At 61.9% G+C, this 22558-nt stretch carries 23 protein-coding genes; 16 read left to right on the top strand and 7 right to left on the bottom strand.

From position 1 onward, the window contains the following. Positions 1-41: 41 nt before the first annotated feature. On the bottom strand, positions 42-500 hold the full coding sequence (locus tag LCH97_RS11385; protein WP_227301789.1) for a copper chaperone PCu(A)C: 459 nt from the start codon (positions 498-500) through the stop codon (positions 42-44). Between the two features lie 230 nt (positions 501-730). Between LCH97_RS11385 and LCH97_RS11380 the strand changes: the two genes are divergently transcribed. From LCH97_RS11380 to LCH97_RS11365, 4 genes are all read left to right on the top strand, one after another. Next, positions 731-1375, top strand: coding sequence for a MarC family NAAT transporter (locus tag LCH97_RS11380; protein ID WP_227301788.1), 645 nt, complete (start codon positions 731-733; stop codon positions 1373-1375). A 45-nt stretch (positions 1376-1420) separates the two neighbouring features. Beyond that, positions 1421-2248, top strand: coding sequence for an AraC family transcriptional regulator (locus LCH97_RS11375; protein WP_227301787.1), 828 nt, complete (start codon positions 1421-1423; stop codon positions 2246-2248). 118 nt (positions 2249-2366) lie between these two features. Continuing rightward, the gene (locus tag LCH97_RS11370; protein WP_227301786.1) at positions 2367-3083 is read left to right on the top strand and encodes an AzlC family ABC transporter permease; all 717 of its coding nucleotides are present in this window, start codon (positions 2367-2369) and stop codon (positions 3081-3083) included. Continuing rightward, a complete protein-coding gene (locus tag LCH97_RS11365; RefSeq protein ID WP_227301785.1) occupies positions 3080-3400 on the top strand; it encodes an AzlD domain-containing protein in 321 nt (106 codons plus the stop codon). The genes LCH97_RS11370 and LCH97_RS11365 overlap by 4 nt, the downstream gene beginning before the upstream one ends. On the opposite strand, the gene LCH97_RS11360 is transcribed toward LCH97_RS11365, so the two are convergent. Beyond that, entirely contained in the window at positions 3373-4275 is a 903-nt protein-coding gene (locus LCH97_RS11360) for a sterol desaturase family protein (protein ID WP_227301784.1), read from the bottom strand. The genes LCH97_RS11365 and LCH97_RS11360 overlap by 28 nt on opposite strands. 259 nt (positions 4276-4534) lie before the next feature. Here LCH97_RS11360 and LCH97_RS11355 point away from each other — a divergent pair, with 259 nt between their 5' ends. Together LCH97_RS11355 and LCH97_RS11350 are read left to right on the top strand one after the other, a co-directional pair. Further along, positions 4535-4984: a hypothetical protein gene (locus tag LCH97_RS11355; protein ID WP_227301783.1), complete on the top strand. Its 450-nt coding sequence runs from the start codon at positions 4535-4537 to the stop codon at positions 4982-4984. Beyond that, on the top strand, positions 4971-5777 hold the full coding sequence (locus LCH97_RS11350; RefSeq protein WP_227301782.1) for a DUF2145 domain-containing protein: 807 nt from the start codon (positions 4971-4973) through the stop codon (positions 5775-5777). The genes LCH97_RS11355 and LCH97_RS11350 overlap by 14 nt, the downstream gene beginning before the upstream one ends. 6 nt (positions 5778-5783) lie before the next feature. Here LCH97_RS11350 and rodA read toward each other — a convergent pair whose 3' ends face one another. The 5 genes from rodA to LCH97_RS11325 are packed head-to-tail and all read right to left on the bottom strand — an operon-like array spanning position 5784 to position 11318. Further along, positions 5784-6878, bottom strand: a complete 1095-nt coding sequence (rodA, locus tag LCH97_RS11345) for a rod shape-determining protein RodA (protein WP_227301781.1) — start codon at positions 6876-6878, stop codon at positions 5784-5786. Beyond that, positions 6859-8811: a penicillin-binding protein 2 gene (gene mrdA / locus LCH97_RS11340; RefSeq protein ID WP_227301780.1), complete on the bottom strand. Its 1953-nt coding sequence runs from the start codon at positions 8809-8811 to the stop codon at positions 6859-6861. Before mrdA ends, rodA begins: the two co-directional genes overlap by 20 nt. Before the next feature lie 2 nt (positions 8812-8813). Further along, a complete protein-coding gene (gene mreD / locus LCH97_RS11335; RefSeq protein ID WP_227301779.1) occupies positions 8814-9317 on the bottom strand; it encodes a rod shape-determining protein MreD in 504 nt (167 codons plus the stop codon). Positions 9318-9320: 3 nt separating this feature from the next. After that, on the bottom strand, positions 9321-10226 hold the full coding sequence (mreC, locus tag LCH97_RS11330; RefSeq protein ID WP_227301778.1) for a rod shape-determining protein MreC: 906 nt from the start codon (positions 10224-10226) through the stop codon (positions 9321-9323). 48 nt (positions 10227-10274) lie between these two features. Continuing rightward, positions 10275-11318: a rod shape-determining protein gene (locus tag LCH97_RS11325; RefSeq protein WP_017507473.1), complete on the bottom strand. Its 1044-nt coding sequence runs from the start codon at positions 11316-11318 to the stop codon at positions 10275-10277. A gap of 214 nt (positions 11319-11532) precedes the next feature. On the opposite strand from LCH97_RS11325, the gene gatC reads away from it, so the two are divergent. The 10 genes from gatC to mraY all read left to right on the top strand — a co-directional run bounded on the left by gatC (position 11533) and on the right by mraY (position 22558). Then, positions 11533-11820, top strand: coding sequence for an Asp-tRNA(Asn)/Glu-tRNA(Gln) amidotransferase subunit GatC (gene gatC, locus LCH97_RS11320; protein WP_026107698.1), 288 nt, complete (start codon positions 11533-11535; stop codon positions 11818-11820). Positions 11821-11884: 64 nt separating this feature from the next. Next, positions 11885-13336, top strand: coding sequence for an Asp-tRNA(Asn)/Glu-tRNA(Gln) amidotransferase subunit GatA (gene gatA / locus LCH97_RS11315; protein WP_227301777.1), 1452 nt, complete (start codon positions 11885-11887; stop codon positions 13334-13336). Positions 13337-13481: 145 nt separating this feature from the next. Then, positions 13482-14915 (top strand): Asp-tRNA(Asn)/Glu-tRNA(Gln) amidotransferase subunit GatB, encoded by a 1434-nt coding sequence (gene gatB / locus LCH97_RS11310; protein WP_227301776.1) that lies wholly within the window; start codon positions 13482-13484, stop codon positions 14913-14915. A 293-nt stretch (positions 14916-15208) separates the two neighbouring features. Next, entirely contained in the window at positions 15209-15655 is a 447-nt protein-coding gene (gene mraZ, locus LCH97_RS11305) for a division/cell wall cluster transcriptional repressor MraZ (RefSeq protein ID WP_017507469.1), read from the top strand. Beyond that, a complete protein-coding gene (gene rsmH / locus LCH97_RS11300) occupies positions 15652-16611 on the top strand; it encodes a 16S rRNA (cytosine(1402)-N(4))-methyltransferase RsmH (RefSeq protein WP_227301775.1) in 960 nt (319 codons plus the stop codon). Before mraZ ends, rsmH begins: the two co-directional genes overlap by 4 nt. After that, a complete protein-coding gene (gene ftsL, locus LCH97_RS11295; protein ID WP_017507467.1) occupies positions 16608-16886 on the top strand; it encodes a cell division protein FtsL in 279 nt (92 codons plus the stop codon). Before rsmH ends, ftsL begins: the two co-directional genes overlap by 4 nt. Then, entirely contained in the window at positions 16883-18631 is a 1749-nt protein-coding gene (locus LCH97_RS11290; RefSeq protein WP_227301774.1) for a penicillin-binding protein 2, read from the top strand. The genes ftsL and LCH97_RS11290 overlap by 4 nt, the downstream gene beginning before the upstream one ends. After that, positions 18628-20118, top strand: a complete 1491-nt coding sequence (locus tag LCH97_RS11285; protein WP_227301773.1) for a UDP-N-acetylmuramoyl-L-alanyl-D-glutamate--2,6-diaminopimelate ligase — start codon at positions 18628-18630, stop codon at positions 20116-20118. Before LCH97_RS11290 ends, LCH97_RS11285 begins: the two co-directional genes overlap by 4 nt. Beyond that, positions 20102-21469 carry a UDP-N-acetylmuramoyl-tripeptide--D-alanyl-D-alanine ligase gene (gene murF, locus LCH97_RS11280; RefSeq protein WP_227301772.1) on the top strand — a complete coding sequence of 456 codons (1368 nt, stop codon included), beginning with the start codon at positions 20102-20104 and terminating at the stop codon, positions 21467-21469. The genes LCH97_RS11285 and murF overlap by 17 nt, the downstream gene beginning before the upstream one ends. A gap of 6 nt (positions 21470-21475) precedes the next feature. After that, a complete protein-coding gene (gene mraY / locus LCH97_RS11275) occupies positions 21476-22558 on the top strand; it encodes a phospho-N-acetylmuramoyl-pentapeptide-transferase (RefSeq protein ID WP_370630730.1) in 1083 nt (360 codons plus the stop codon).

Raw genomic sequence — 22558 nt, 5'->3', positions numbered from 1 at the left:
GCTGCCTGCTGGCAGCCTTTTTTTACTGACCGTGCAGCAGCTTAGTGCGCATGGGCAGCCGGGGCGCCGTCTTCCACTTTCACGTCTACCTTCACTTCGCCGGCTTTCTCGAACTTCAGCACCAGCGGGAATTTATCGCCCACCTTGGCTTGTTGTTTGATGTCGAACAGCATCACGTGCAGGCCGCCCGGGGCCAGCTTGGTGGTGTCGCCAGCCGGTACGGCGATACCGCCAGCCACTTCGCGCATGCGCATGACACCATTGTCGTTAACGTGGGTGTGCATCTCGATCTTGCCAGCCTGCGGGCTGGTGGCAGAAACCAGCTTGTCGGCGTCTTTGCCGGTGTTGTTGATGGTCATGAACACGCCGGCAGTCGGGCTGGTGGCCGGCATGGCGCGGCTCCAAGGGTGGCCGATTTTCAGCGCACCGGCGGTGTATTCGTGGGCCAGGGCAGGCAGGGACAGCAGGGAGGCCAGGGCCAGAACGGCGAGTTTGCGCATACGGATTCCTTTGCAAAATGTAAAGCGGACAGGTTGGCCGCAAGGCTACCACTGCCACGCCTGCGGCACATTGCCCTGCGGCAAAATGCCGCACCCGCCAGGCCTGCTCCCGTAGCAGACATGTGCGCCATGTCGGACAAGCGCCGCAATTTTATTGTCTTTGGTCGCATGGGCGTGCAGCGGGGCGCCAGCTGGCTACAATGGCGGCCAACCTATTGCTGAAGAGCATCATGATCAAGGCGCTGTATCTGCAGTTCTTCTTTGGCGGGCTGGTGAGCCTGCTGGTGATTACCAACCCCTTGTCCAAGATTCCGCTGTTCGTCAGCCTGACCCAGGGCATGAGCGAGCTGCGCCGTGCGCACCAGGCGCGCATGGCCTGCGTGTACGCGGCGGCCATCATGCTGGTGTCGCTGCTGGCCGGTAACGTCATCCTGGGCGCGTTTGGCATCAGCTACGGTGCGCTGCGTATTGCCGGCGGTTTCGTGGTGGCCACGCTGGGTTACCGCATGCTGTTTTTGTCGCAAGACCCCGGCATGGCGCCCAGTACCAAGCGGCGCGAGGATTACTCCTTCTTTCCGCTGGCGATGCCGGGCATTAGCGGGCCGGGCACTATCGCGGTGGTGATCGGCATGGCCACCGAAATCGCCGAGCTGGATAACCATACCGCGCGCCTGCTGGCGCTGGGCATGACCACGCTGGCCATTTTTGCCACCTGCGCCGGTATTTTCCTGCTGCTGCGTTCCGCTGGCTGGATCGCGCAGCGCATCGGCCGTGCCGGTACCGAGGTGCTGGGGCGGCTGATGGGCTTTTTGCTGATTTGTGTCGGCGTGCAGTTTATTGGCTCCGGCATCCGCACCTTCATGGCCGGTTCCTGACAAGATCGTTCAAAACGGCGCGGCAGCGCTGTGCCAGAATGCAGCATGACCGCCGCCCGCCCCGAACACGCCCGCTTCTTCCGCGCCGACGATATCGCGCCGCTGGAGCTGCTGGACGCCTTCTACACCCGTCAGGTATTTGCCCCGCACTTCCACGAGGAGTACGTGGTGAACACCCTGCACTGGGGCGCGCAGTCTTATCACTGGCGCGGTGGTACCCACGTGGCCGGGCCGGGGGCGCTGATCCTGATCAACCCCGGCGAGGTACACACCGGCCGCTCGGCGCACGACGCCGGCTGGGGCTACCACGGTTACTACCCGTCGGCACAACTGATACAGGGACTGGCCAGCCAGATGGCTGGCCGCGCGGTACAGCCTTATTTCCGCGATACCGTGGTGTACGACCCCGAGCTATGGCAGCGCCTGTGGCAGCTGCAGCCCTTGCTGCGCGACAGTCACGACCGCCTGCTGCGCGAGAGCGTACAGCAGGGCATTTTTGCCGACGTGCTGACCCGCCACATGGGCGTGCGCGAGGCGGCCTTGCCCGACGCCGCGCCGGCCTTGCTGCGGGTACGCAGCCTGCTCGCCGACCGGCTGGCCGACAACCTGTCGCTGCAGGCGCTTGCCGACGAGGCCGGACTGTCGCCGTGGCACCTCAACCGCCGCTTTCGCCAGCAGTTCGGCCTGCCGCCGGTGGCCTGGCGCAACCAGCTGCGCGTGGCGCGGGCCCGCAGCCTGCTGGCGCAAGGTATGGCACCGGTACAGGTGGCGGCGCAGCTGGGTTTTGCCGACCAGCCGCAGCTGACGCGGGCTTTCCGCGCCGCGCTGGGCATCACCCCCGCCGCCTACCAGCGCACGGTACGCGGCCCTTAGCCGCCCGCTGCGCAAGATCGTTCAAGCCAGTACACCGCCGCTACTGCAAAGTAGTCACCAAACAGCAGGCGCTATCACAGCGATACTGCGGCCAACCCTGAAACTTGTGGAGTGTGACATGAACCCTACCCGTTCCGCCTTGCTGGCGGGCGTGCGCGACACGGTACCCATGCTGGTGGGCGCGGCGCCGTTTGGCGTGATCTTCGGCACGCTGGCCATTGCCAGCGGCATCCCTGCCTGGGCGGTGCTGGCGCTGTCGGCGCTGGTGTTTGCCGGCTCGTCGCAGTTTGTGGCGGTCAGCCTGATTGGCGGCGCCGCCGCGCTGCCGGTGATCTGGTTCACCACCTTTGTGGTGAACCTGCGCCACGCGCTATACAGCGCCAGCCTGCTGCCCTACGTGCGCGACTTGCCGGCGCGCTGGCGCTGGCCGCTGGCGTTCTGGCTCACTGACGAAACCTACGCCGTGGTGGAGCACCATTTGCGCGAGCACGGCACCGCGCAAGGCGGCGTGTGGTACTGGCTGGGCTCGTCGCTGGCGATGTACCTGAACTGGCAGCTGTGGACGGTAGCCGGGGTGTTGCTGGGGCAGAGTGTGCCGGGCCTGGCTAGCCTGGGGCTGGACTTTGCCATGGTGGCCACGTTTGCCGCCATCGTGGCGCCGCAACTGCGGCAATACCCGGTGCTGGCGGCTGCGCTGGCGGCGGGTGCGGTGGCGCTGTTGGCGCGCCATCTGCCCTACAAGCTGGGGCTGATGCTGGCGGCGTTGGCCGGGGTAGGGGCGGGGATGTTGGCCGAAAGGATGGCCGCAGGCGCTACGCAGGGGGAGCCAGCATGACGCAGTCATTGTGGTTGGCCATCCTTGGGATGGTGGTGGTGACGTACGGGATCCGGCTGAGCTTTCTGGTATTCGGCCACAAGCTGGCGTTTCCGCCGGCTTTGCAGCGGGCGCTGCGCTACGTGCCGGCGGCGGTGCTGACCGCGCTGATCGTGCCGATGGCGCTGGCACCACAGGGCGACATCGACCTGAGCCTGGCCAATGCTTACCTGCCGGGTACGCTGGTAGCTGCGGCGGTAGCTTTTTTCAGCCGGCAGACGCTGCCGGCCATCGTGCTGGGGTTTGTGGCTTACGGCGTGTGGCGCTGGCTGTTCTGAGTGGTTAGTTGCGCGGCCACGCGCTCGGCCATTTCGGGCGGGCCAAACAACAGTGTCAGCCGCTGGCGCCAGCTGCGTGCGGCCAAGGTTTCGCGCAGCATGTCGCGCCACTCCACCACGCTGACCCAAAGCGGGTTGTAGCTGTTTACCGGCTTGATGGTGCCGTAGTCGCATGGGGTGTCGTCGCGCTCGGCCACGTAGCTGCCGAACAGGCGGTCCCAGATCACCAGCACGCCAGCATAATTGCGGTCGACATAGCAGGGGTTGCGCGCGTGGTGGCTGCGGTGGATGGACGGTGTGTTGAACATGTACTCCAGCCAGCCCAGCTTGGGGATGGCCTGGGTGTGGACGAAAAACTGGAACGCCAGGTTCAGCAGTACCACGCCCACCACCAGCTGCGGGGCAAAACCCAGCCAGGCCAGCGGCAGCCAGAATGCCCACATGCCGGCCAGCGGGTACATCAGGCTCTGGCGAAAGGCGGTGGACAGGTTCATGCGGGTGGAGCTGTGGTGCACACTGTGGGCAGCCCACAGCCAGCGTACGCGGTGGCTGGCGCGGTGGAACCAGTAGTACAGAAAGTCCTGTGCCAGAAACAGCAGCACAAAATGGCTCCAGTTGTGGCCCAGGTCGAACAGCCGGTGCTGCTGGTATAGGTACTGGTATAGCGGAATCACTGCCAGCCAGGCCAATTTATCCGCGCCCTGGTGCAGCAGGGCCAATGCTGCGTTGCACAGTGTGTCGCGCCAGCTGTAGACGTCGGCCCGCCCGCGTTTGGCCCAGTACCATGCCTCCCACGCCACGCAGCCCAGAAAAACGGGTGCCAGCGCCAGTAGCAGCAGCTCGATATTGAAATCCATCATGCCTCCTCGTGTCATGGCCGCGCCGTCGTGGCGGTGCGGTCCGTGTTATGACTCATTCTAGAGTCGAGGCTCTATATTGCGGAGGGTGGGCTTGTTTTTGCAACGACCGTTTGAATGAAGGCCATATCAAGCCACCGTATTGTGACCAAAGCACCACGTATAGAATGCGGCGCGCTGGCCAGGTTGGCCGCAGTGTGCCGCTGTGGCTTGCGGTAATTTGGCAAGTGCGCGTGAAACTGGCAATCTGTATGGCATTGCCATCTGAAAGCACACTATGAAATTGCTGCCTGCACTGTTACTGAGCGCCACCCTGCTGGGCGGCCAGCCGGTTTACGCCGAGTCGAAGCTGACCCCGTCCGACCAAGTGGTGGTGGGTACCTTGTCCATTGTGCTGTCGCCTGCCATCAGCGTGGCCGGCAGTGCCGAAGGCAACGGCGAGATGATGCTGGCGCCGCTGATGGGCTCTGGCCTGGTCATTACCGGTGTGGCAGAAGGCAGCGCGGATACCGTCAAGCTCATACTGGAGTCGGCTAGCCAGGGGGCCAAATGGTCGCTGGAAATGAGCAGCGGCGCGTTCCGCGCTTCGGGTGCTGCGGTGGGCCAGACGCTGCAAGTCAGTGCGGTGACGGGGGGCCGCCTGCTGGTGTTGTCCGGCAAGGTGCTGGCCTTTATCCCGGATACCCTGGGCAAGGCGCTGCTGGAGCATAGCCGTGTCCCGTCCTGACTGGCTGTGGCCGCTACTGCTGTCATGCCTGCCAGCCTTGGCGATGGCCGGGCAGGGCTGTAGCGAGAAGACGCTGACAGTAGAAACCTATCGCCTGGCGTTGGCGACGGCTGCCAAGGTGCAGCAGCTGCTGAACGAAATCGCAAGCCCGGTGGTGGTGCTGGGGCGCATGGGGCAGGATCTGGGCAAATACGGTTTGCGCTATACCCATGCAGGCCTGGTTTACCGGCAGCCGGATGGCCACTGGCGGGTGGCCCATCTGCTGAACCGTTGCGGTTCGGCGGAGTCGGACTTGTGGTACGAGGGGCTGGGCAATTTCTTCCTGGACGACATGTTCTCTTACGATGCCGTGGCCGTGGTGCCGCCGCCGGCGGTCGCCGCCAAGCTGCATGCCAGGCTGCAGGATGGCCCACTACTGCATACGCTGTTTAGTACCCGTTACAACATGGTGGCTTACCCGTTTAATACGCGTTACCAGAATTCCAATACCTGGGTGCTGGAAAACATGGCCGCCGCCATGGCAGATGGCCGCCAGTTGTATACCCGCGAACAGTCACAAGCCTGGTTGCAACAGCAGGGCTACCAGCCCAGCGAGCTGGATCTGGGCCCGCTTACGCGCCTGGGCGGGCGCATGTTCAAAGCCAATATCGCGTTTGACGATCACCCGGATGCACTGCGTTACGGCAACCGTATCCGTACCGTGTCGGTTGATTCGATCATCCACTTTGTGGATGGCCGTGGCGAAGGCTGGCGTATCGAGGAGATCGCCGGCGCCCAGCCACGGCGCTATTGAGCCGGTTCAGCGCTTGGTATTGCCGATGCTCATCAGCATGCCCAGCGCCACCGCCAGCGACACCGTGGCGGTACCGCCGTAGGACATGAACGGCAGTGGTACGCCTACCACCGGCAGGATGCCGGCCACCATGCCCATGTTGACGAACACGTAGACGAAGAACGACAGCGTGATGGCACCGGCCAGCAGGCGGCCGTACAGCGTCTGGGCACGGGCCGTAATCAGCATGCCGCGGGTAATCACCCCCAGATACAGGACCAGCAGCAGCAGGTTGCCGGCCAGGCCGAATTCTTCCGAATACACGGCAAAGATAAAGTCTGTGGTGCGCTCGGGGATGTAGTCCAGGTGCGTCTGGCTGCCGTTCAGCCAGCCCTTGCCCCACGGCCCGCCGGAGCCGATGGCGATCATGGACTGGATAATGTGGTAGCCGTCGCCCAGCGGGTCTTGCATGGGGTCGATCAGCGTCAGCACACGGCGGCGCTGGTAGTCGTGCAGCAGGTTCCACACCACCGGCAGGCTGGCCAGAAAAGCTACCAGGCCGCCGATGATGATCCTCCACGACAGGCCGGCAAAGAACAGCACAAAGAAGCCTGCGCCCATGATGAGCACGGCGGTCCCCAAATCCGGCTGCTTCAGCACCAGCGCGCCAGGGACGGCAATCAGCGCTACCGCCACCAGATAATGCCGCCAGTTCAGCGTGCTTTCATACTTCTGGAAATACCAGGCCACCATCATCGGCAGCGCGGTTTTCATGATCTCGGATGGCTGGATGCGCACAATGCCCAGGTTCAGCCAGCGGGTAGAACCGTTGACGGTAATGCCGAATAGCTCCACGCCTACCAGTAGCAACACGCCGGCTGCGTATAGCGGCGGGGCAAAGTTCATCACCGTTTGCGGGCGGGCATTGGCCATGATCCACATCACGGTAAGCGCCATCACGGTATAAACCAGCTTGTTGTCTATCTTGTGCCAGCTCTGGTTGGACGCCGAGAACAGCACCAGCATGCTCATCACGAAAATGCCGGCCAGGAACGCCATCAGCCAGCCGTCAAACGGGGCGGCAATGGCATCCCAGATTCGTTTAGCGAGCGGCGCTTGCATCTTGCTTGTCTCCTGCCTGTGCCGGCTGCGGCATGGTAATCAGTTTGCCTTGCAGCTCGGCCGGTACTTTGCCGGTGAGGGCAAAGTCGCTGACCGCACGGGCAATCGGCGCAGCGCTAGCAGCACCGAAACCGGCGTTTTCCACAATCACGGCAATGGCAATGCGTGGCGCTTCTACCGGGGCAAAAGCAATAAACCAGGAGTGGTCACGGTACTGCTCTGCCAGCGCCGCCGCGTTGTACTTGGCGCCCTGCTTGATCTGTACCACCTGGGCGGTGCCGGTTTTGCCGGCCATGTTATAAGTCAGGCCGGTGGCGATGCGCGCTGCGGTGCCACCTGGGCGCATCACCGCCTGCATGCCGTCTTTCACGTGGGCGTACAGCTCGGGGCGGAAGGCCAGGGTGCGTACCGGGCGCGGCTCTACCAGTCTTACCTTGCCGCTGCCGGCCTGGGTGATTTCTTGTACCAGGTGCGGTTTGAACACCTTGCCGTCGGCCGCCAGAATGGCGGTGGCGTTGGCCATTTGCAGCGGGGTATAGGCGTTAAAACCCTGGCCGATACCTACACTCACCACGTCGGCGGGGTACCAGCGGCGAACCTCGGGTTTGAAGCGGGCAAAGCGTTTTTCTTTCCACTCTTTCGAGGGCAGTACGCCGCTGGCTTCGCCATCCAGGTCAATGCCGGTTTTCTGCCCCAGGCCAAACTGCCCCACCAGCGGGTGGATGCGGTCTATGCCCATATCCCAGGCCACGCGGTAAAAGAAGGTGTCACTGGAAACGGCGATGGCCTTGCTGATGTTGACCATGCCGTTGCCGCGCGGGTTGGAGTCGCGGAACTGGTGGCTGGAGCCTGGCAGGGTAAAGAAGCCTGGCGCCGGGCGCAGATCGTAGGGGCCGATGGCGCCAGACTGCAGTGCAGCCATGGCCATGAAGGGTTTAAAGGTGGAGCCCGGCGGGTACAAGCCGCGCACGGCACGGTTGACCAGCGGTTTCTGCCAGTCTTCGTTCAGGCTTTTCCAGGTGGCGCTGTCGATGCCATCGATAAACAGGTTGGGGTCGAAGCCGGGTTTGGACACAAAGGCCAGCACGCCACCAGTTTGCGGGTCGATGGCCACCAGCGCGCCACGACGCTGGCCAAACAGTTTGTCGGCCACTTCTTGCAGGCGGATATCCAGTGCCAGCTTCAGGTTATTGCCGTGTACCGGCGGCGTACGGCGCAGGCTACGCACGGCGCGCCCGCCGGCATCGGTTTCCACTTCTTCAAAGCCGTTGGTGCCGTGCAGTTCGGCCTCGTAGACTGCCTCCAGCCCCAGCTTGCCGATATGGGTGGCACCGCGGTAGTTGGCTAGCTTGTCGTCTTCTTCCAGCTTTTGCTGGTCGCGCTGGTTGATGCGGCCGATATAGCCCAGCACATGGCTGGTGAGCTCTTTGTACGGGTAATCGCGAAACAGCCTGGCTTTGACTTCTACGCCGGGAAAGCGCCAGGCGTTGGCCGCAATGCGGGCTGCTTCATCCTCGGATAGCTTCAGTTTGAGCGGTACCGGCTCGAACTCCTTGCTTTCGGCAAGAAACTTGCGGAAACGGCGGTCATCGCGCGGCGTAATCTCCACCAGGCCGCCCAGCGCCTTGATGGTGGCCTCCATGTCGTCCATTTTGGCCGGGGTGATTTCCAGCGTATAGGCGGCGTGGTTCTGCGCCAGTACTACGCCGTTGCGGTCCATGATCAGGCCACGGTTAGGCTGCACCGGCACCAGCGAAATACTGTTGTTTTGCGCTAGGGTGGCAAAGTGCTCGTACTGCATGACCTGCAGCCAGATAAAGCGGGCGGCCAGGGTCAGCAGCATCAGCACCATAAAGCCGTAAGCAATTACCAGGCGCAGCTGGAACTGGCTTTCTTCGGCCTGTGCGTCTTTCAGTCGGGTAGGGCGGTGCATGCTTAGAGGGTGTGGTGGCGGTAAGGCAGCAGCAGCAGCTTGGTTAGCAGCGGCCACAGCAGTGCGCCCATCAGCGGGGGCAGGAAGTAGCCGGCGCCGACAAAGGCCGAGCCCAGCGCCAGGCGAACCAGCGCCATGATCAGCTGGTTGGCCACCATCAGGGTCAGCACCACCAGGGCTTGCTGGCCCAGATTGAACATCACCAGCTGGCGCTGGCGCAGCATCACCAGATAGGTGGTTACCGAATAGGCCAGCGCGTGCTGGCCAAACAGGCTATTGGTGCTGACATCCACGACGAGGCCAATCAGGAAACCCATGCCGATGCCGATGCGGCGCGGCTGGTTGATGGCCCAGTACAAGATAAGCAGGCCGACGAAGTCCGGCAGCCAGCGGGTAGAGCCTACCGGTAGGGGTAACAGCTCCATCATCAGTGCCAGGGCGAAGGTCAGGGTGATGAAGCGGCGCTTCACCGGTTTGAGCAGCTCTTGCGGGCGGTCGTAGCTCATGAATCAGCCTTCATCCTCGGTGTCTTTTTTCTTTTTGGGCTTGGCGGGCTGTGGTGCGGGTGCCGGGCGTGGTGGCATGGCCGCGCGGGGTGGCAGCACCAGTACGTAGCGGCTGGACTGCACACCGGCAATACTCTGGCACAGCACGCGGGCAAACGAGGCACCCGCCGGGCGGTCTACCCGGGTAACGCGTGCTACGGGGATACCTTCGCTGTACAAGCCATCTATGCCCGATGTCACCAGCAGGTCGCCTTGCTGGATGTCGGCGGCAGCAGGCAGGTAGCGCACTTCCACACCACCACCATAGCCGTATAGCAGCGAGCGCTGGCCGGTACGCTGGTTGACTACCGGCACCATCTGGTTCTTGTCGATAATCAGCGTGACTTCGGCGGTGAGTGGCTGCACGCGGGTGACCTGGCCCACCAGGCCTCGCTCGTCCACTACCGGCAGACCTGCGGCCAACTTGGCGTCCAGGCCTTTATCGATGATGATTTTGTAAGAAAAAGGGTCGCGTGCGGTATACAGTACTTCGCCCAGCTGCCCGGCCTGCAGGCTATTGGTGCGCAGGCCATTCAATGCCTTGAGCTGCTGGACTTCCTGCTCCAGCGAAGTCAGCCGCGCCAGCCTGGCAGACTGCGCCAGCTCGCGGCTGCGCAGCTCGGCGTTTTCCTGCTTGAGCGCGGTTTGGGTAATAAAAAATTCGCCAATATGCGCTGCGGCCGCCATGGGCATGTTCACCGCACGCTGTATCGGGTAAAGCACCACCGACAGGGCGTCACGGGTACGATCCATCAGGCCGAACTGGCTGTCTCCCACCAGCAAGGCCAGCGAGGTAAGCGTGCACAGCAGCAACTGCGAGCCGGGGCGCAGGCCCTGGTTGGAAAATCTGGGGGTATTGGCGAAGTTCATGCAGCCGTGCGCCCCCCCTTGCAGAGTGGCGCCTGAAGAAGCGGTGAATTACGGTACGTTGGTGAAGATGGTGCCAGTCTTGTCCATCTTGTCCAGCGCCTTGCCGGAGCCGCGTACCACGCAGGTCAGCGGCTCTTCGGCTACGAATACCGGCAGGCCGGTTTCTTCGGCCAGCAGGCGGTCGATGTCCTTCAGCAGTGCGCCGCCACCGGTCAGTACCATGCCCTTGTCGGCAATGTCGGCGCCCAGCTCTGGCGGGGTTTGTTCCAGCGCGATTTTTACCGCAGACACGATCTGGTTCAGCGGCTCGGTCAGCGCTTCCAGGATCTCGTTGCTGGACACCGTGAAGGCGCGCGGAATGCCCTCGGCCAGGTTGCGGCCTTTTACTTCCATCTCGCGCACTTCTGCCCCAGGGAAGGCAGAGCCGATGGTCTTCTTGATTTCTTCGGCGGTGGTCTCGCCGATCAGCATGCCGTAGTTGCGGCGGATGTAGTTGATGATGGCTTCGTCAAACTTGTCGCCACCTACGCGTACCGAGTTGGAATACACCACGCCACCCAGCGAAATCACGCCGACTTCGGTGGTGCCGCCACCGATATCCACCACCATGGAGCCGGTCGGCTCTTCTACCGGCAGGCCGGCACCGATGGCCGCAGCCATCGGCTCTTCGATCAGCTCGACACGACGGGCACCGGCAGCCAGAGCCGAATCCTTGATCGCACGGCGTTCTACCTGGGTAGAACCGCATGGTACGCAGATAACGATGCGCGGGCTGGCCGAGAAGAAACGGCTGGGGGTCACTTTCTTGATGAACTGCTTCAGCATCTGCTCGGTTACGGTGAAATCGGCGATGACGCCGTCTTTCATCGGGCGGATGGCTTGAATGCTGCCCGGGGTGCGGCCCAGCATTTTTTTGGCTTCCAGGCCCACGGCCAGGATGGACTTCTTGTTGGTTGGCGCATCGCTGTGGATGGCTACTACCGAAGGCTCGTCAAGGACGATGCCCTTGCCGCGCATGTAAATCAGGGTGTTGGCCGTGCCAAGGTCGATGGCCAGATCATTGGAAAAGTAGCCGGTGAGCGAGCGAAACATATGGCAGTCCTGAGAATGGTATTTGTGCGGCGGTATGAGTTTACCGCATCGCAATGGTGGCGGTTTTGGACACCGCGCAGGCAAAAGGTTCACTATATTTTTCAGTAAAACCGCTGGCATTTTTATAGCGCGATGCCCTTGTATTCTTGGGCGAAACAAACCAGTTATGATACCCTACAACGCTTGAATTATTAAAGGTTTTGACGAGGACGCCATGTCGCTGACCCATCAGGATGTTGCGCGAATTGCGCGACTCTCCCGCATCGCCGTGACCGACGCTGAAATCGAGGCGGTCGGCAGCCAGCTCAATAATATTCTTGGCCTTATCGAACAGATGCAGGCAGTAAATACCGACGGTATCGAACCGATGGCGCACCCGCAGGATGTTTCCCTGCGCCTGCGCGAGGACGCGGTGACCGAACCCAACCGCCGCGACGCCTGTCAGGCGGTGGCGCCGCAGGTGGAAAAAGGCCTGTTCCTGGTTCCCAAGGTCATCGAATAACGCGGCCAACGTTGGTCGCAGCTACCCGCAACGGGTGGCCATTCTGGACGGACATCAAGACAAGATGATTAACGCCACGCTCAAACAATTATCGCAGCAGCTGACAGCCGGGCAGGTTTCTGCCGTGGAGCTGGCCACTGCCTATCTGGACCGCATCGAGGCGCTGAACCCGGCGCTGAATGCTTTTATCACCGTAGACCGTGAAAAAACCCTGGCCGAAGCGCTGGCTGCCGACGCGCGCCGCGCTGCCGGCCAGGCCGGCCTGCTGACCGGCGTGCCGATCGCGCACAAGGACATCTTCTGCCAGCAAGGCTGGAAGACCAGCTGCGGCTCGAAAATGCTGGATAACTTCATTTCGCCGTACAACGCGCACGTGATCGAACAGTGTCAGGCCGCCGGCCTGGTAACACTGGGCCGCGCCAATATGGACGAGTTCGCCATGGGCTCTTCCAACGAGAACAGCTTCTACGGCGCCGTGAAAAACCCGTGGGATGTGAACGCCATTCCGGGCGGCTCGTCCGGTGGTTCTGCTGCCGCCGTCGCTGCGCGTCTGGCACCGGTAGCCACTGCCACCGATACCGGTGGTTCCATTCGTCAGCCGGCCAGCCACTGCGGCGTGACCGGCATCAAACCTACCTACGGCGTGGTATCGCGTTTTGGCATGGTGGCCTACGCCAGCTCGCTGGATCAGGGTGGCGTGATGGCGCAGACTGCCGAAGACTGCGCGCTGATGCTGAACGTGATGGCCGGCTTTGACGAGCGTGACTCCACCAGCCTGGAGCGTGCCCGCGAAGACTACGCCCGCGACCTGGCGCAGCCGCTGGCCGGCCTGCGTGTGGGCCTGCCGCGCGAGTACTTTGCCGACGGCCTGGCGGCCGACGTTGGCCGCATCATCGACAACGCCGTGGCCGAGCTGAAAAAGCTGGGTGCAGAGGTGGTGGAAGTGAGCCTGCCCAATACCCAGCTGTCCATCCCGGCCTATTACGTGATCGCCCCGGCAGAGGCTTCGGCCAACCTGTCGCGCTTTGACGGCGTGCGCTACGGCCACCGCGCCGACGAGTACAAAGACCTGGTGGACATGTACGAGAAGTCTCGTGCCGAGGGCTTTGGCAGCGAAGTGAAGCGCCGCATCATGGTGGGTACCTACGTACTGAGCCATGGCTACTACGACGCTTACTACATCAAGGCGCAGAAAATCCGCCGCCTGATCGCTAATGATTTTGCCGCTGCCTTTGCCGGCTGCGACGTGATCCTGGGCCCGGTAGCGCCGACCGCCGCGTTTAACCTGGGTGAAAAATCCGGCGACCCGGTGCAGATGTACCTGTCCGACATTTACACGCTGTCGGTGAATCTGGCTGGCTTGCCGGCCATGAGCGTGCCGGCCGGTTTTGCCGACAACGGCCGCCCGGTAGGCCTGCAGATCATCGGCAACTACTTTGGCGAAGCCAAAATGCTGAACGTGGCGCACCAGTTCCAGCAGGTCACCGACTGGCACAGCAAAGCGCCGGCTCTGTAAAACGATCAATTGGCCACGGAATCCGCGAAAAATACGAAATCAGTTTGTTTTTTAATGACCTGCGACATGAATCAGCTTGATCCTGTCTTCAATTTTCGTGTCTGCTAGTGGATTTCGTGGCTAAAAACAGAAGGATTTTCCGACCATGAAATGGGAAGTCGTCATCGGTCTTGAGGTGCATGTGCAGCTCAACACTGTCTCCAAGATTTTTTCCGGCGCCAGCACCGCTTTTGGCGCCGAGCCGAACACCCAGGCCTCGCTGGTAGAGCTGGCGCTGCCGGGCGTGTTGCCGGTAATGAACAAGGCCGTGGTGGATAAATCCATCCGCCTGGGCCTGGCGCTGGACGCCACCATCAACCAGAAGAACATTTTTGCCCGTAAAAACTACTTCTACCCCGACTTGCCCAAGGGCTACCAGATTAGCCAGATGGAGCTGCCCATCATCGAGCATGGCAAGCTGACCATTCTGGTGGGTGAAGAAGAGAAGGTTATTCGCGTTACCCGTGCGCATATGGAAGAAGATGCCGGCAAATCGCTGCACGAAGACTTCCACGGTCTGTCCGGTATCGACCTGAACCGCGCCGGCACCCCGCTGCTGGAAGTGGTGTCCGAGCCGGATATGCGCTCGCCGGAAGAGGCGGTAGCCTACGCCAAGGCGCTGCACACGCTGGTGACCTGGCTGGGTATCTGCGACGGTAATATGCAGGAAGGCAGCTTCCGTGTAGATGCCAACGTATCGGTGCGCCCGTTTGGTCAGGCCGAGTTTGGCACCCGCCGCGAGATCAAGAACCTGAACTCGTTCCGCTTCCTGGAGCAGGCCATCAAGTACGAGATCCAGTGGCAGATCGATACCATCGAAGATGGCGGCAAGATCCAGCAGGCTACCGTGCTGTTCGACCCCGATAGCGGCGAAACCCGCATGATGCGCAGCAAGGAAGACGCGCACGATTACCGCTACTTCCCCGACCCGGACTTGCTGCCGGTGCGCATCAGCCAGGCGCAGATCGACGCCACCCGCGCCGACATGCCGGAACTGCCAGGCCAGATGAAAGCCCGTTTTGTCGAGGCCTTTGGCGTGTCTGCCTACGATGCGGCGCTGCTGACTAGCAGCCTGGCCCAAGCGCAGTACTTCGAAGCCGTGGCGGCTGCCACAGGCCAAGGCAAGCTGGCGGCCAACTGGGTGAATGGCGAAATCGCCGCTCGCCTGAACCGTGATGGTCTGGATATCGCTGGCTGCCCTATTGGTACCGAGCGCCTGGCTGGCCTGATCGTGCGCATTGCCGACGGCACGCTGTCCAACAAGCTGGCCAAGCAGGTGTTCGATGCGCTGTGGGAGTCTGATCTGGGTGCTGACGCCATTATCGAGCGTGACGGCTTGAAGCAGGTTTCCGATGTGGGTGCCATCGAAAAAATGGTAGAAGAAGCCATTGCGGCCAACCCCAAGGCGGTAGAAGAGTTCCGTGCCGGCAAGGAAAAGGCGTTGAATGCGCTGGCGGGTCAGGTGATGAAGGCCTCCAAGGGCAAGGCCAACCCGGCGCAGGTGCAAGACATCCTCAAGCAGAAACTTACTCAAGCGTAATTTCGATAAAGCTTGCTAAAAGCGGCACGCCCTGCGGCGTGCCGCTGTTTTTTTCTGTAGCGAAATGCGGATATTGACCGCAGTTCACATCCTTTCTGCAGATCATTTTGTAAGCCGCTGATTTCCCTTGCTTTCTGCTTTGTTGTATTCCGGTAAGTCTTTGTCGGCAAAGGCGAATTGCCTCATGACGATGTTGACCGGGTAGAGCCGATTCCCTATAGTGGCGAAAAGTGGGGTGAAGTGGGTAATTGTGGGGCGACGGCTCCTAATTCCAGCGCGGTGAAATATCCAAAATGTTCGGCGGCGTAAGTCATATCTCTCTCGATGCCAAAGGGCGTCTGGCCATTCCGGCCAGGCACCGGGAGAGCCTGTTGTCTGCGTTTGGCCACCGCTTGGTCGTTACTCTCGAATCCTCCGATCACCTGCTGATCTACCCCGAACCGAACTGGAAGCCTGTCGAGCAGCGTTTGCTGGCATTGCCCACCGGCAACCCCACGCTGAAACGCTATCAGCGCCTGGTGCTAGGCCATGCGGAAACGCTGGAAATGGACGGTGCCGGCCGCATTCTGTTGCCTGCCCGGCTGCGCGAGCTGACCGGCCTGGATAAAGAGGTGGCTTTGGTGGGGATCGGCAACCGCTTTGAACTGTGGGATGCCCCTGAATGGGATGCCCAAACGAACACCGCACTGGATATTGATCCTGCTGAGCTGGCTCAGCACCTTGGAGATTTCACACTTTGACCGACGCAGTATTTGCTCACCGCACGGTGTTGCTCGACGAGGCCGTGGCGGCACTGGCCGTTCAGCCTGATGGCGTGTACGTCGACTGCACGTTTGGCCGCGGTGGCCACAGCCGGTTGATTTTGCAGCAGCTGAGCCCGCAGGGCCGGCTGATTGCTTTTGATAAAGACCCGGAAGCCATTGCGGTAGCCACTGCACTGGCCGCAGAAGACCCGCGTTTCAGCATTGTACATAACGGTTTTGCCCACTTTGCCCGCGAGCTGGATGCCCTGGGCGTGCAGCAGGTCAATGGCGTGCTGATGGATCTGGGGATTTCGTCCCCGCAAATTGATGACGGTCGCCGCGGTTTCAGCTTCCGTTTTGACGCGCCGCTGGACATGCGCATGGACACCACCCGCGGCCAGACGGCAGCGCAGTGGCTGGCCAGTGCTGACGAGGCGGACATAGCAGAGGTTATCAAGACATATGGTGAAGAGCGGTTTGCTCGCAAGATTGCAGCAGCCATTGTTGCGCAAAGGCTTGAACAGCCCCTCGAAACGACGCGTGAGCTCGCTGTCCTCGTTGGGAAAAACGTCCGTACTCGCGAACAAGGTCAAGACCCCGCGACGCGAACCTTCCAGGCGATAAGGATTTTCATCAACCGCGAGCTGGACGAGCTCAAGGATGTGCTGCCGCAAACTATCTCGCGCTTGGCGCAAGGTGGCCGCCTGGCGGTAATCAGCTTCCATTCGCTGGAAGACCGCATCGTGAAGAATTTTGTACGTGATGCCAGTACGACCGACACGCTGCCGTCGTGGGTGCCGGTGCGCGCTTGTGATATTGCCGAGGCGGCCGTCAAGCCGGTAGGCAAGGCCGTGCGGGCCAGCGAGGCCGAAGTGTCGGCCAACCCGCGTGCCCGTAGCGCCATCATGCGTATCGCCGAGCGTACCGGCGGGCAGTGGCAGGGGGGCGTGTGAGCCTTAACAAGCTCAATGCAGTGCTGCTGCTGGGGGTCATCGGCTGTGCGATGTCGGTAGTGACATCGCAGCACGTGTCTCGCCGTTTGTATGGCGAACTGGAAAAAGAACAGAAGCTTCAGCGTCAGCTCAACGTGGAATACGGCCAGCTGACCCTGGAGCAAAGTACTTGGGGTGCCCACGCCTTGATCGAGAAATCGGCGGTGGCACGAATGGATATGCTGACACCGACACAACGTCAGGTGCACGTGATTACACCGGAGGGGGTGCGATGAGCCGTGTCTATACCCCACCGATGCGCCAGCACCTGAAGCAGCCCATGCGCCTGGCGCCAGGCCGGGTCACCATGGTGCTGGTGATTCTGGGTAGCTTGCTGCTGGCCTTGCTGGCACGCGCGGTGTACCTGCAGGTAGTGCAGCAGGACTTTTTGCAGAATCAGGGCGATGCACGTTTTCGCCGCACGCTGCTGCTGGAAGCCAACCGTGGCGTGATCGCCGACCGTAACGGCGAGCCATTGGCCATCAGTACGCCGGTACAGTCCATCTGGGCCAGCCCGGAAGACATGAGCCCGGTGCCGCCTGCCAAGTTGGCTGCTTTGTCGCGCTTGCTGGAAATGCCGGTGGCAGAGCTGCAAGAGAAATTTGCCGACAAGAAGCGCGAGTTTGTCTACCTGAAGCGCCAGATCAGCCCGCAATTGGCGCAGCAGGTCATGGCCTTGGAGATTCCGGGCGTCGCCAAGCAGCAAGAGTATCGCCGCTACTATCCGGCTGGTGAAATGCTGTCGCATGTGATTGGTTTTACCGGTGTGGATGGTAAAGGCCAGGAAGGCCTGGAGCTGACCCGCGAAAAGATGCTGGCCGGCAAGCACGGTAGCCGTACGGTGCTGAAAGACCGCCGTGGCCATATCGTAGAAGATTTAGCAGTGATCGAGCCGCCGCGCGATGGCCAGACGCTCACGCTGTCCATCGACAAGCGCATCCAGTATCTGGCCTATCGCGAGCTTAGTGCTGCGATGGTAGCCAACAAGGCCAAGGCTGGCGGGGTTGTGGTACTGGACGCGCAAACCGGCGAAGTACTGGCGCTGGCCAATACCCCATCGTACAACCCGAATAACCGTGCGGTGCTGGAGCCGGAAATGCGCCGCAACCGTGCTGTAGTAGATATGTTCGAGCCAGGCTCCACCATGAAGCCGTTCCCGGTATCCATGGTGCTGGATGCAGGCAAGATCACGCCGAATACGGTGCTGGATACCCGGCCATACACGATTGGCCCGGCTACGGTGCGCGATACGCACCCGAACGCGGCGCTGACGGTAACGGGCATCATCCAGAAGTCTTCCAACGTAGGCTCGTCCAAGATTGCGGCGATGTTTTCACCGGAAGACATGTGGACGTTTTATCGCAAGACAGGTTTTGGCCAGAGCCCGCAGTCGGGCTTCCCGGGCGAAAGTGCCGGGCGGCTGCGTGACTGGCAAGGCTGGCGGCCGATCGAGCAGGCCACCATGTCGTTTGGTTATGGTGTGACGGTAAGCCTGGTGCAACTGGCCCGGGCTTATACCATTTTTACGCACGATGGCGCCTTGTTGCCGCTGTCGTTTACCAAGTTGGCCGCGGCCAACCCTGGCCGCCCGGTGATTCGCCCGGAAACAGCCAAGAAAATGCGCGACATGATGGTAACCGTTACCGAGCAGGGCGGTACCGCGGTGCGGGCGCAAGTGCTGGGTTACCACGTGGGCGGCAAGTCGGGTACCGCACGCAAGCTGGTTGGCGGGCGTTATGCCGCAGACAAGCACATCGGTCTGTTTGTCGGCTTTGCACCGGCAACCAACCCGCGACTCATCGTGGCGGTAATGATTGACGAGCCGGGCGCCGGTTTCTACTACGGCGGTACGGTAGCAGGTCCTGCCTTCTCCAACATCATGGCAGGCAGTTTACGCATTCTGGGGGTCGAGCCTGATGCTCCCTCCAATAACACTCTGATTCCGGAACACAAGATTTCGGATGTGCGGGAAGAAACATGAAGACCAGTTTGATCGATCTGCCGGATTGGGACCCCGCCGCCTTGGCGGGTCTTGGCGTTGCCGTAGCGCGCGTGGAGGCGGATAGCCGCCGCGTGTTTCCCGGCGACGTGTTTTTGGCATGTCGTGGCGAATACACGGATGGCCGTGATTTTATTGCGGCGGCCATCGAAAAAGGGGCTGCCGCCGTAGTGTGGGACCAGGACGATGCGTTCCAATGGCACCCGGAGTGGGCCGTGCCGAACCTGCCGGTAGCCCGCCTGCGCGAGCGCGCCGGCATTGTGGCAGCGCACGTGTACGCCTACCCCAGCCGTGATATGCAGGTCGTCGGTATTACCGGTACCAACGGCAAAACCTCCATCTCGCACTGGCTGGCGCAAGCCTACGCGCTGCTGGGCGAGAAAGCTGCGCTGATCGGTACCGTCGGCAACGGCTTTTACGGTCAGCTGACCGAAACCACCCACACCACGCCTGACCCGATTACCGTTCAGCAGAAGCTGGCCGAGTACCGTCGTCAGGGCGCCAGCGTGGTGAGCATGGAAGTATCCAGCCACGGCTTGGACCAGTTCCGCGTCAACGGAGTGGAGTTCACTACCGCGGTATTCACCAACCTCACCCGCGACCACCTGGACTACCACGGCAGCATGGAAGAGTACGGCGCCTCCAAGGCCAAGCTGTTCCACTGGGAAGGCCTGAAACACGCCGTTATCAATGCAGATGACGCCTTTGGCCGCCAACTGGCTGCCGGTATCGACGCTAGCCGTACCCGCGTGATTACCTACGGCCTGGAGCAGGGCGATGTGCGCCCGCTCAGCCTGGTGGCCAACCTGGACGGCCTGCAGTTGAGTGTCACCACCCCATGGGGCGATGCCGACATCAAGAGCCCGCTGCTGGGGCGCTTCAATGCGGCCAACATGCTGGCTTGCCTGGCCGTAATGTGCGCCGGTGGCGTACCGCTGGCCGACGCCGTACGCGTGCTGGGCAAAATCCAGCCGGCGCGTGGGCGCATGCAGCGCATTGGTAATGGCCTGGAGCCGCTGGTGGTGGTGGATTACGCCCACACGCCGGATGCGCTGGAAAAGGCCTTGGCCACACTGGCCGAGATCCGTCCGCAGGGCAGCAAGCTGTTTTGCGTGTTCGGCTGCGGTGGTAACCGCGACAAGGGCAAGCGCCCGCTGATGGGCGGCATCGCCGAGAAGATCGCCGACGTAGCGGTAGTGACCAGCGACAACCCGCGCCTGGAGGCGCCGCAAGCCATTCTGGACGACATCCTGGCCGGCATGCAGCAGCCAGGCCATGTAGAAATCAGCCGTGAGGCCGCTATCCACTGGGCAGTACTGCAAGCTCGCATGGGCGATGTGGTGCTGATCGCCGGCAAAGGCCACGAGGAATACCAGGACATCGGCGGCGTGAAGCAGCCGTTTTCCGACTTCCGCGTCGCCGAAGACGCGCTGACATTGTGGGGGGCTGCGCATGCTGATGCTCTCTGATGCCGCCCGTGTGCTAAGTGGCCAGCTAATCGGCAGCGACGCCCGCTTCCAGCGCGTGGTCACCGATAGCCGTGCCGTGCAAGCCGGCGACCTGTTTGTGGCGCTGGTGGGCGAGAAATTCGACGCGCACGACTTCGTGCCCGAGGTGCTGGCCAAAGGCGCCTACGCATTGGTAAGCCGCGACGTGGCAGGGCAGGGTAGTGTGATTCGCGTAGCCGATACCCGTCTGGCACTGGGTAAGTTGGCCGCAGACTGGTGCGCGCGCCTGGACGTGAAGCGCATCGGCATTACTGGCTCCAACGGCAAGACCACGGTGAAGGAAATGGTGGCGGCCATTCTGCGTGCGCACGCTGGCGACGCTGCCGTGCACGCTACCGCTGGCAACTTCAATAACGATATCGGCCTGCCGCTGACGCTGCTGGGCCTGAGCCCCGCGCATCGCTACGCGGTGATTGAGATGGGCATGAACCACCATGGCGAGATCCGCTATCTCACCGGGCTGGCCCAGCCGCAGGTGGCGCTGGTCAACAATGCCCTGCGTGCCCATGCCGGTCACTTTACCGGCACTGATGATATCGCCCGTGCCAAAAGCGAAATCTTTGAAGGCCTTGTCGCAGATGGTGTGGCCGTACTGAACGCTGACGACGCGCAGCTGGCTATTTTCGACGCTGCTGCAGCTGGCCACGCGCAGCTGCGCTTTGGCTTGGGTGCTGCGGCCAACGTGACCGCCCGTGATATCGAGCTGGGTGTGGGCGAGTGCCGCTTTGTACTGGTTTGCCCGCAAGGCGAGCAGGCTATCCGCCTGCCGGCTGCCGGCGAACACAATGTACGCAACGCGCTGGCCGCCGCCGCCGTGGCGCTGGCGCTGGACGTACCTTTGGCAGCCATTGCTGCCGGACTGGCCGCTTTTGCCGGAGTGAAGGGCCGCTTGCAGCTGAAGCAGGCCGCCTGCGGCGCCACCGTGATCGATGACACCTACAACGCCAACCCGGATTCCATGAAAGCCGGTATCGACGTGCTGGCTGCCTACCCGGCACCGCGCGTGTTCGTGATGGGCCAGATCGGCGAACTGGGCGATACCGCGCCGCAGCTGCACGCCGAGGTCGGTGCCCACGCCCGTGCGCGTGGTATCGAACACCTGCTGTGCCATGGCGAGCTGGCGCGCCACGCCGCTGCCGCTTATGGCGAGGGCGGCGAGTATTTTGACGATTTCGACGCTTTGCTGGCGCGGCTGGGTGGTGTGGTATCGCCAGCCAGCACCGTGCTGGTGAAAGGGTCGCGCTTCATGCAGATGGAGCGTGTGGTTGCCGCACTGGTAACACCTCAACAACAAGAACAAGGAAAGGGCTGACCGGTGCTGCTGCTACTGGCTGATCTGCTGCGCGAACATATCCGCGCTTTTAATGTACTGAACTACGTGACCCTGCGTGCGGTGATGGCTGCGCTCACCTCGCTGACCATCTCGCTGTGGATGGGGCCGTGGGTAATCAGCAAGCTGACCGAGCTGAAGGTAGGCCAGGCCGTGCGCAAGGACGGCCCGCAAACCCACTTGGTGAAAACCGGTACCCCGACCATGGGCGGCACGCTGATCCTGTTGGCCATGACCGTCACTACGCTGCTGTGGGCCGACCTGTCCAACCAGTACGTGTGGCTGCTGCTGGCCGTCACCCTGGGCACCGGCGCACTGGGCTTTTACGACGACTGGCGCAAGGTGGTGTACAAAGACCCGAACGGCGTCTCTGCCCGTTTCAAGATGGTGTGGCAGTCCACTATCGCCATCGCGGCAGGCGTGTTCCTGATTACTACCGCCAAGTTGCCAGCCTCTACCGAATTCATCGTGCCGTTCTTCAAGAACGTGATCTACCCGCTGGGTGGTATCGGCTTCTGCGTACTGACCTACTTCGTGATCGTGGGTACGTCCAACTCGGTCAACCTCACCGATGGCCTGGACGGCCTGGCCGCACTGCCGGTGGTACTGGTGGCAGCCGGCTTGTCGATTTTTGCCTACGTAGCCGGCCACGCGGTGTTTTCCAAATATCTGGGCATGCCCTTTGTGCCGGGTGCGCACGAGGTGGTGGTGTTCTGCGCCGCTATCTGCGGCGCCTGCCTGGGCTTCTTGTGGTTCAACGCCTATCCGGCGCAAGTGTTCATGGGTGACGTCGGCGCGCTGGCGCTGGGTGCCGCGCTGGGTACTGTGGCCGTGATCGTGCGCCAGGAAATCGTGCTGCTGATCATGGGCGGCCTGTTCGTGATGGAAGCGCTGTCGGTGATGATCCAGGTCGCATCGTTCAAGCTTACCGGCAAGCGCGTGTTCCGCATGGCGCCGCTGCACCATCACTACGAGCTGAAGGGCTGGAAAGAAACCCAGGTCGTGGTGCGCTTCTGGATTGTCACCATGATGCTGGTGCTGGCCGGTCTGGCCACCCTGAAACTGCGTTAA

Origin of the sequence: Vogesella sp. XCS3 (genome assembly GCF_020616155.1) — a bacterium.
GTDB lineage: Bacteria > Pseudomonadota > Gammaproteobacteria > Burkholderiales > Chromobacteriaceae > Vogesella.
The sequence above is the reverse complement of the archived record's forward strand: the minus strand, read 5'-3'. Positions and strand labels throughout refer to the sequence as shown.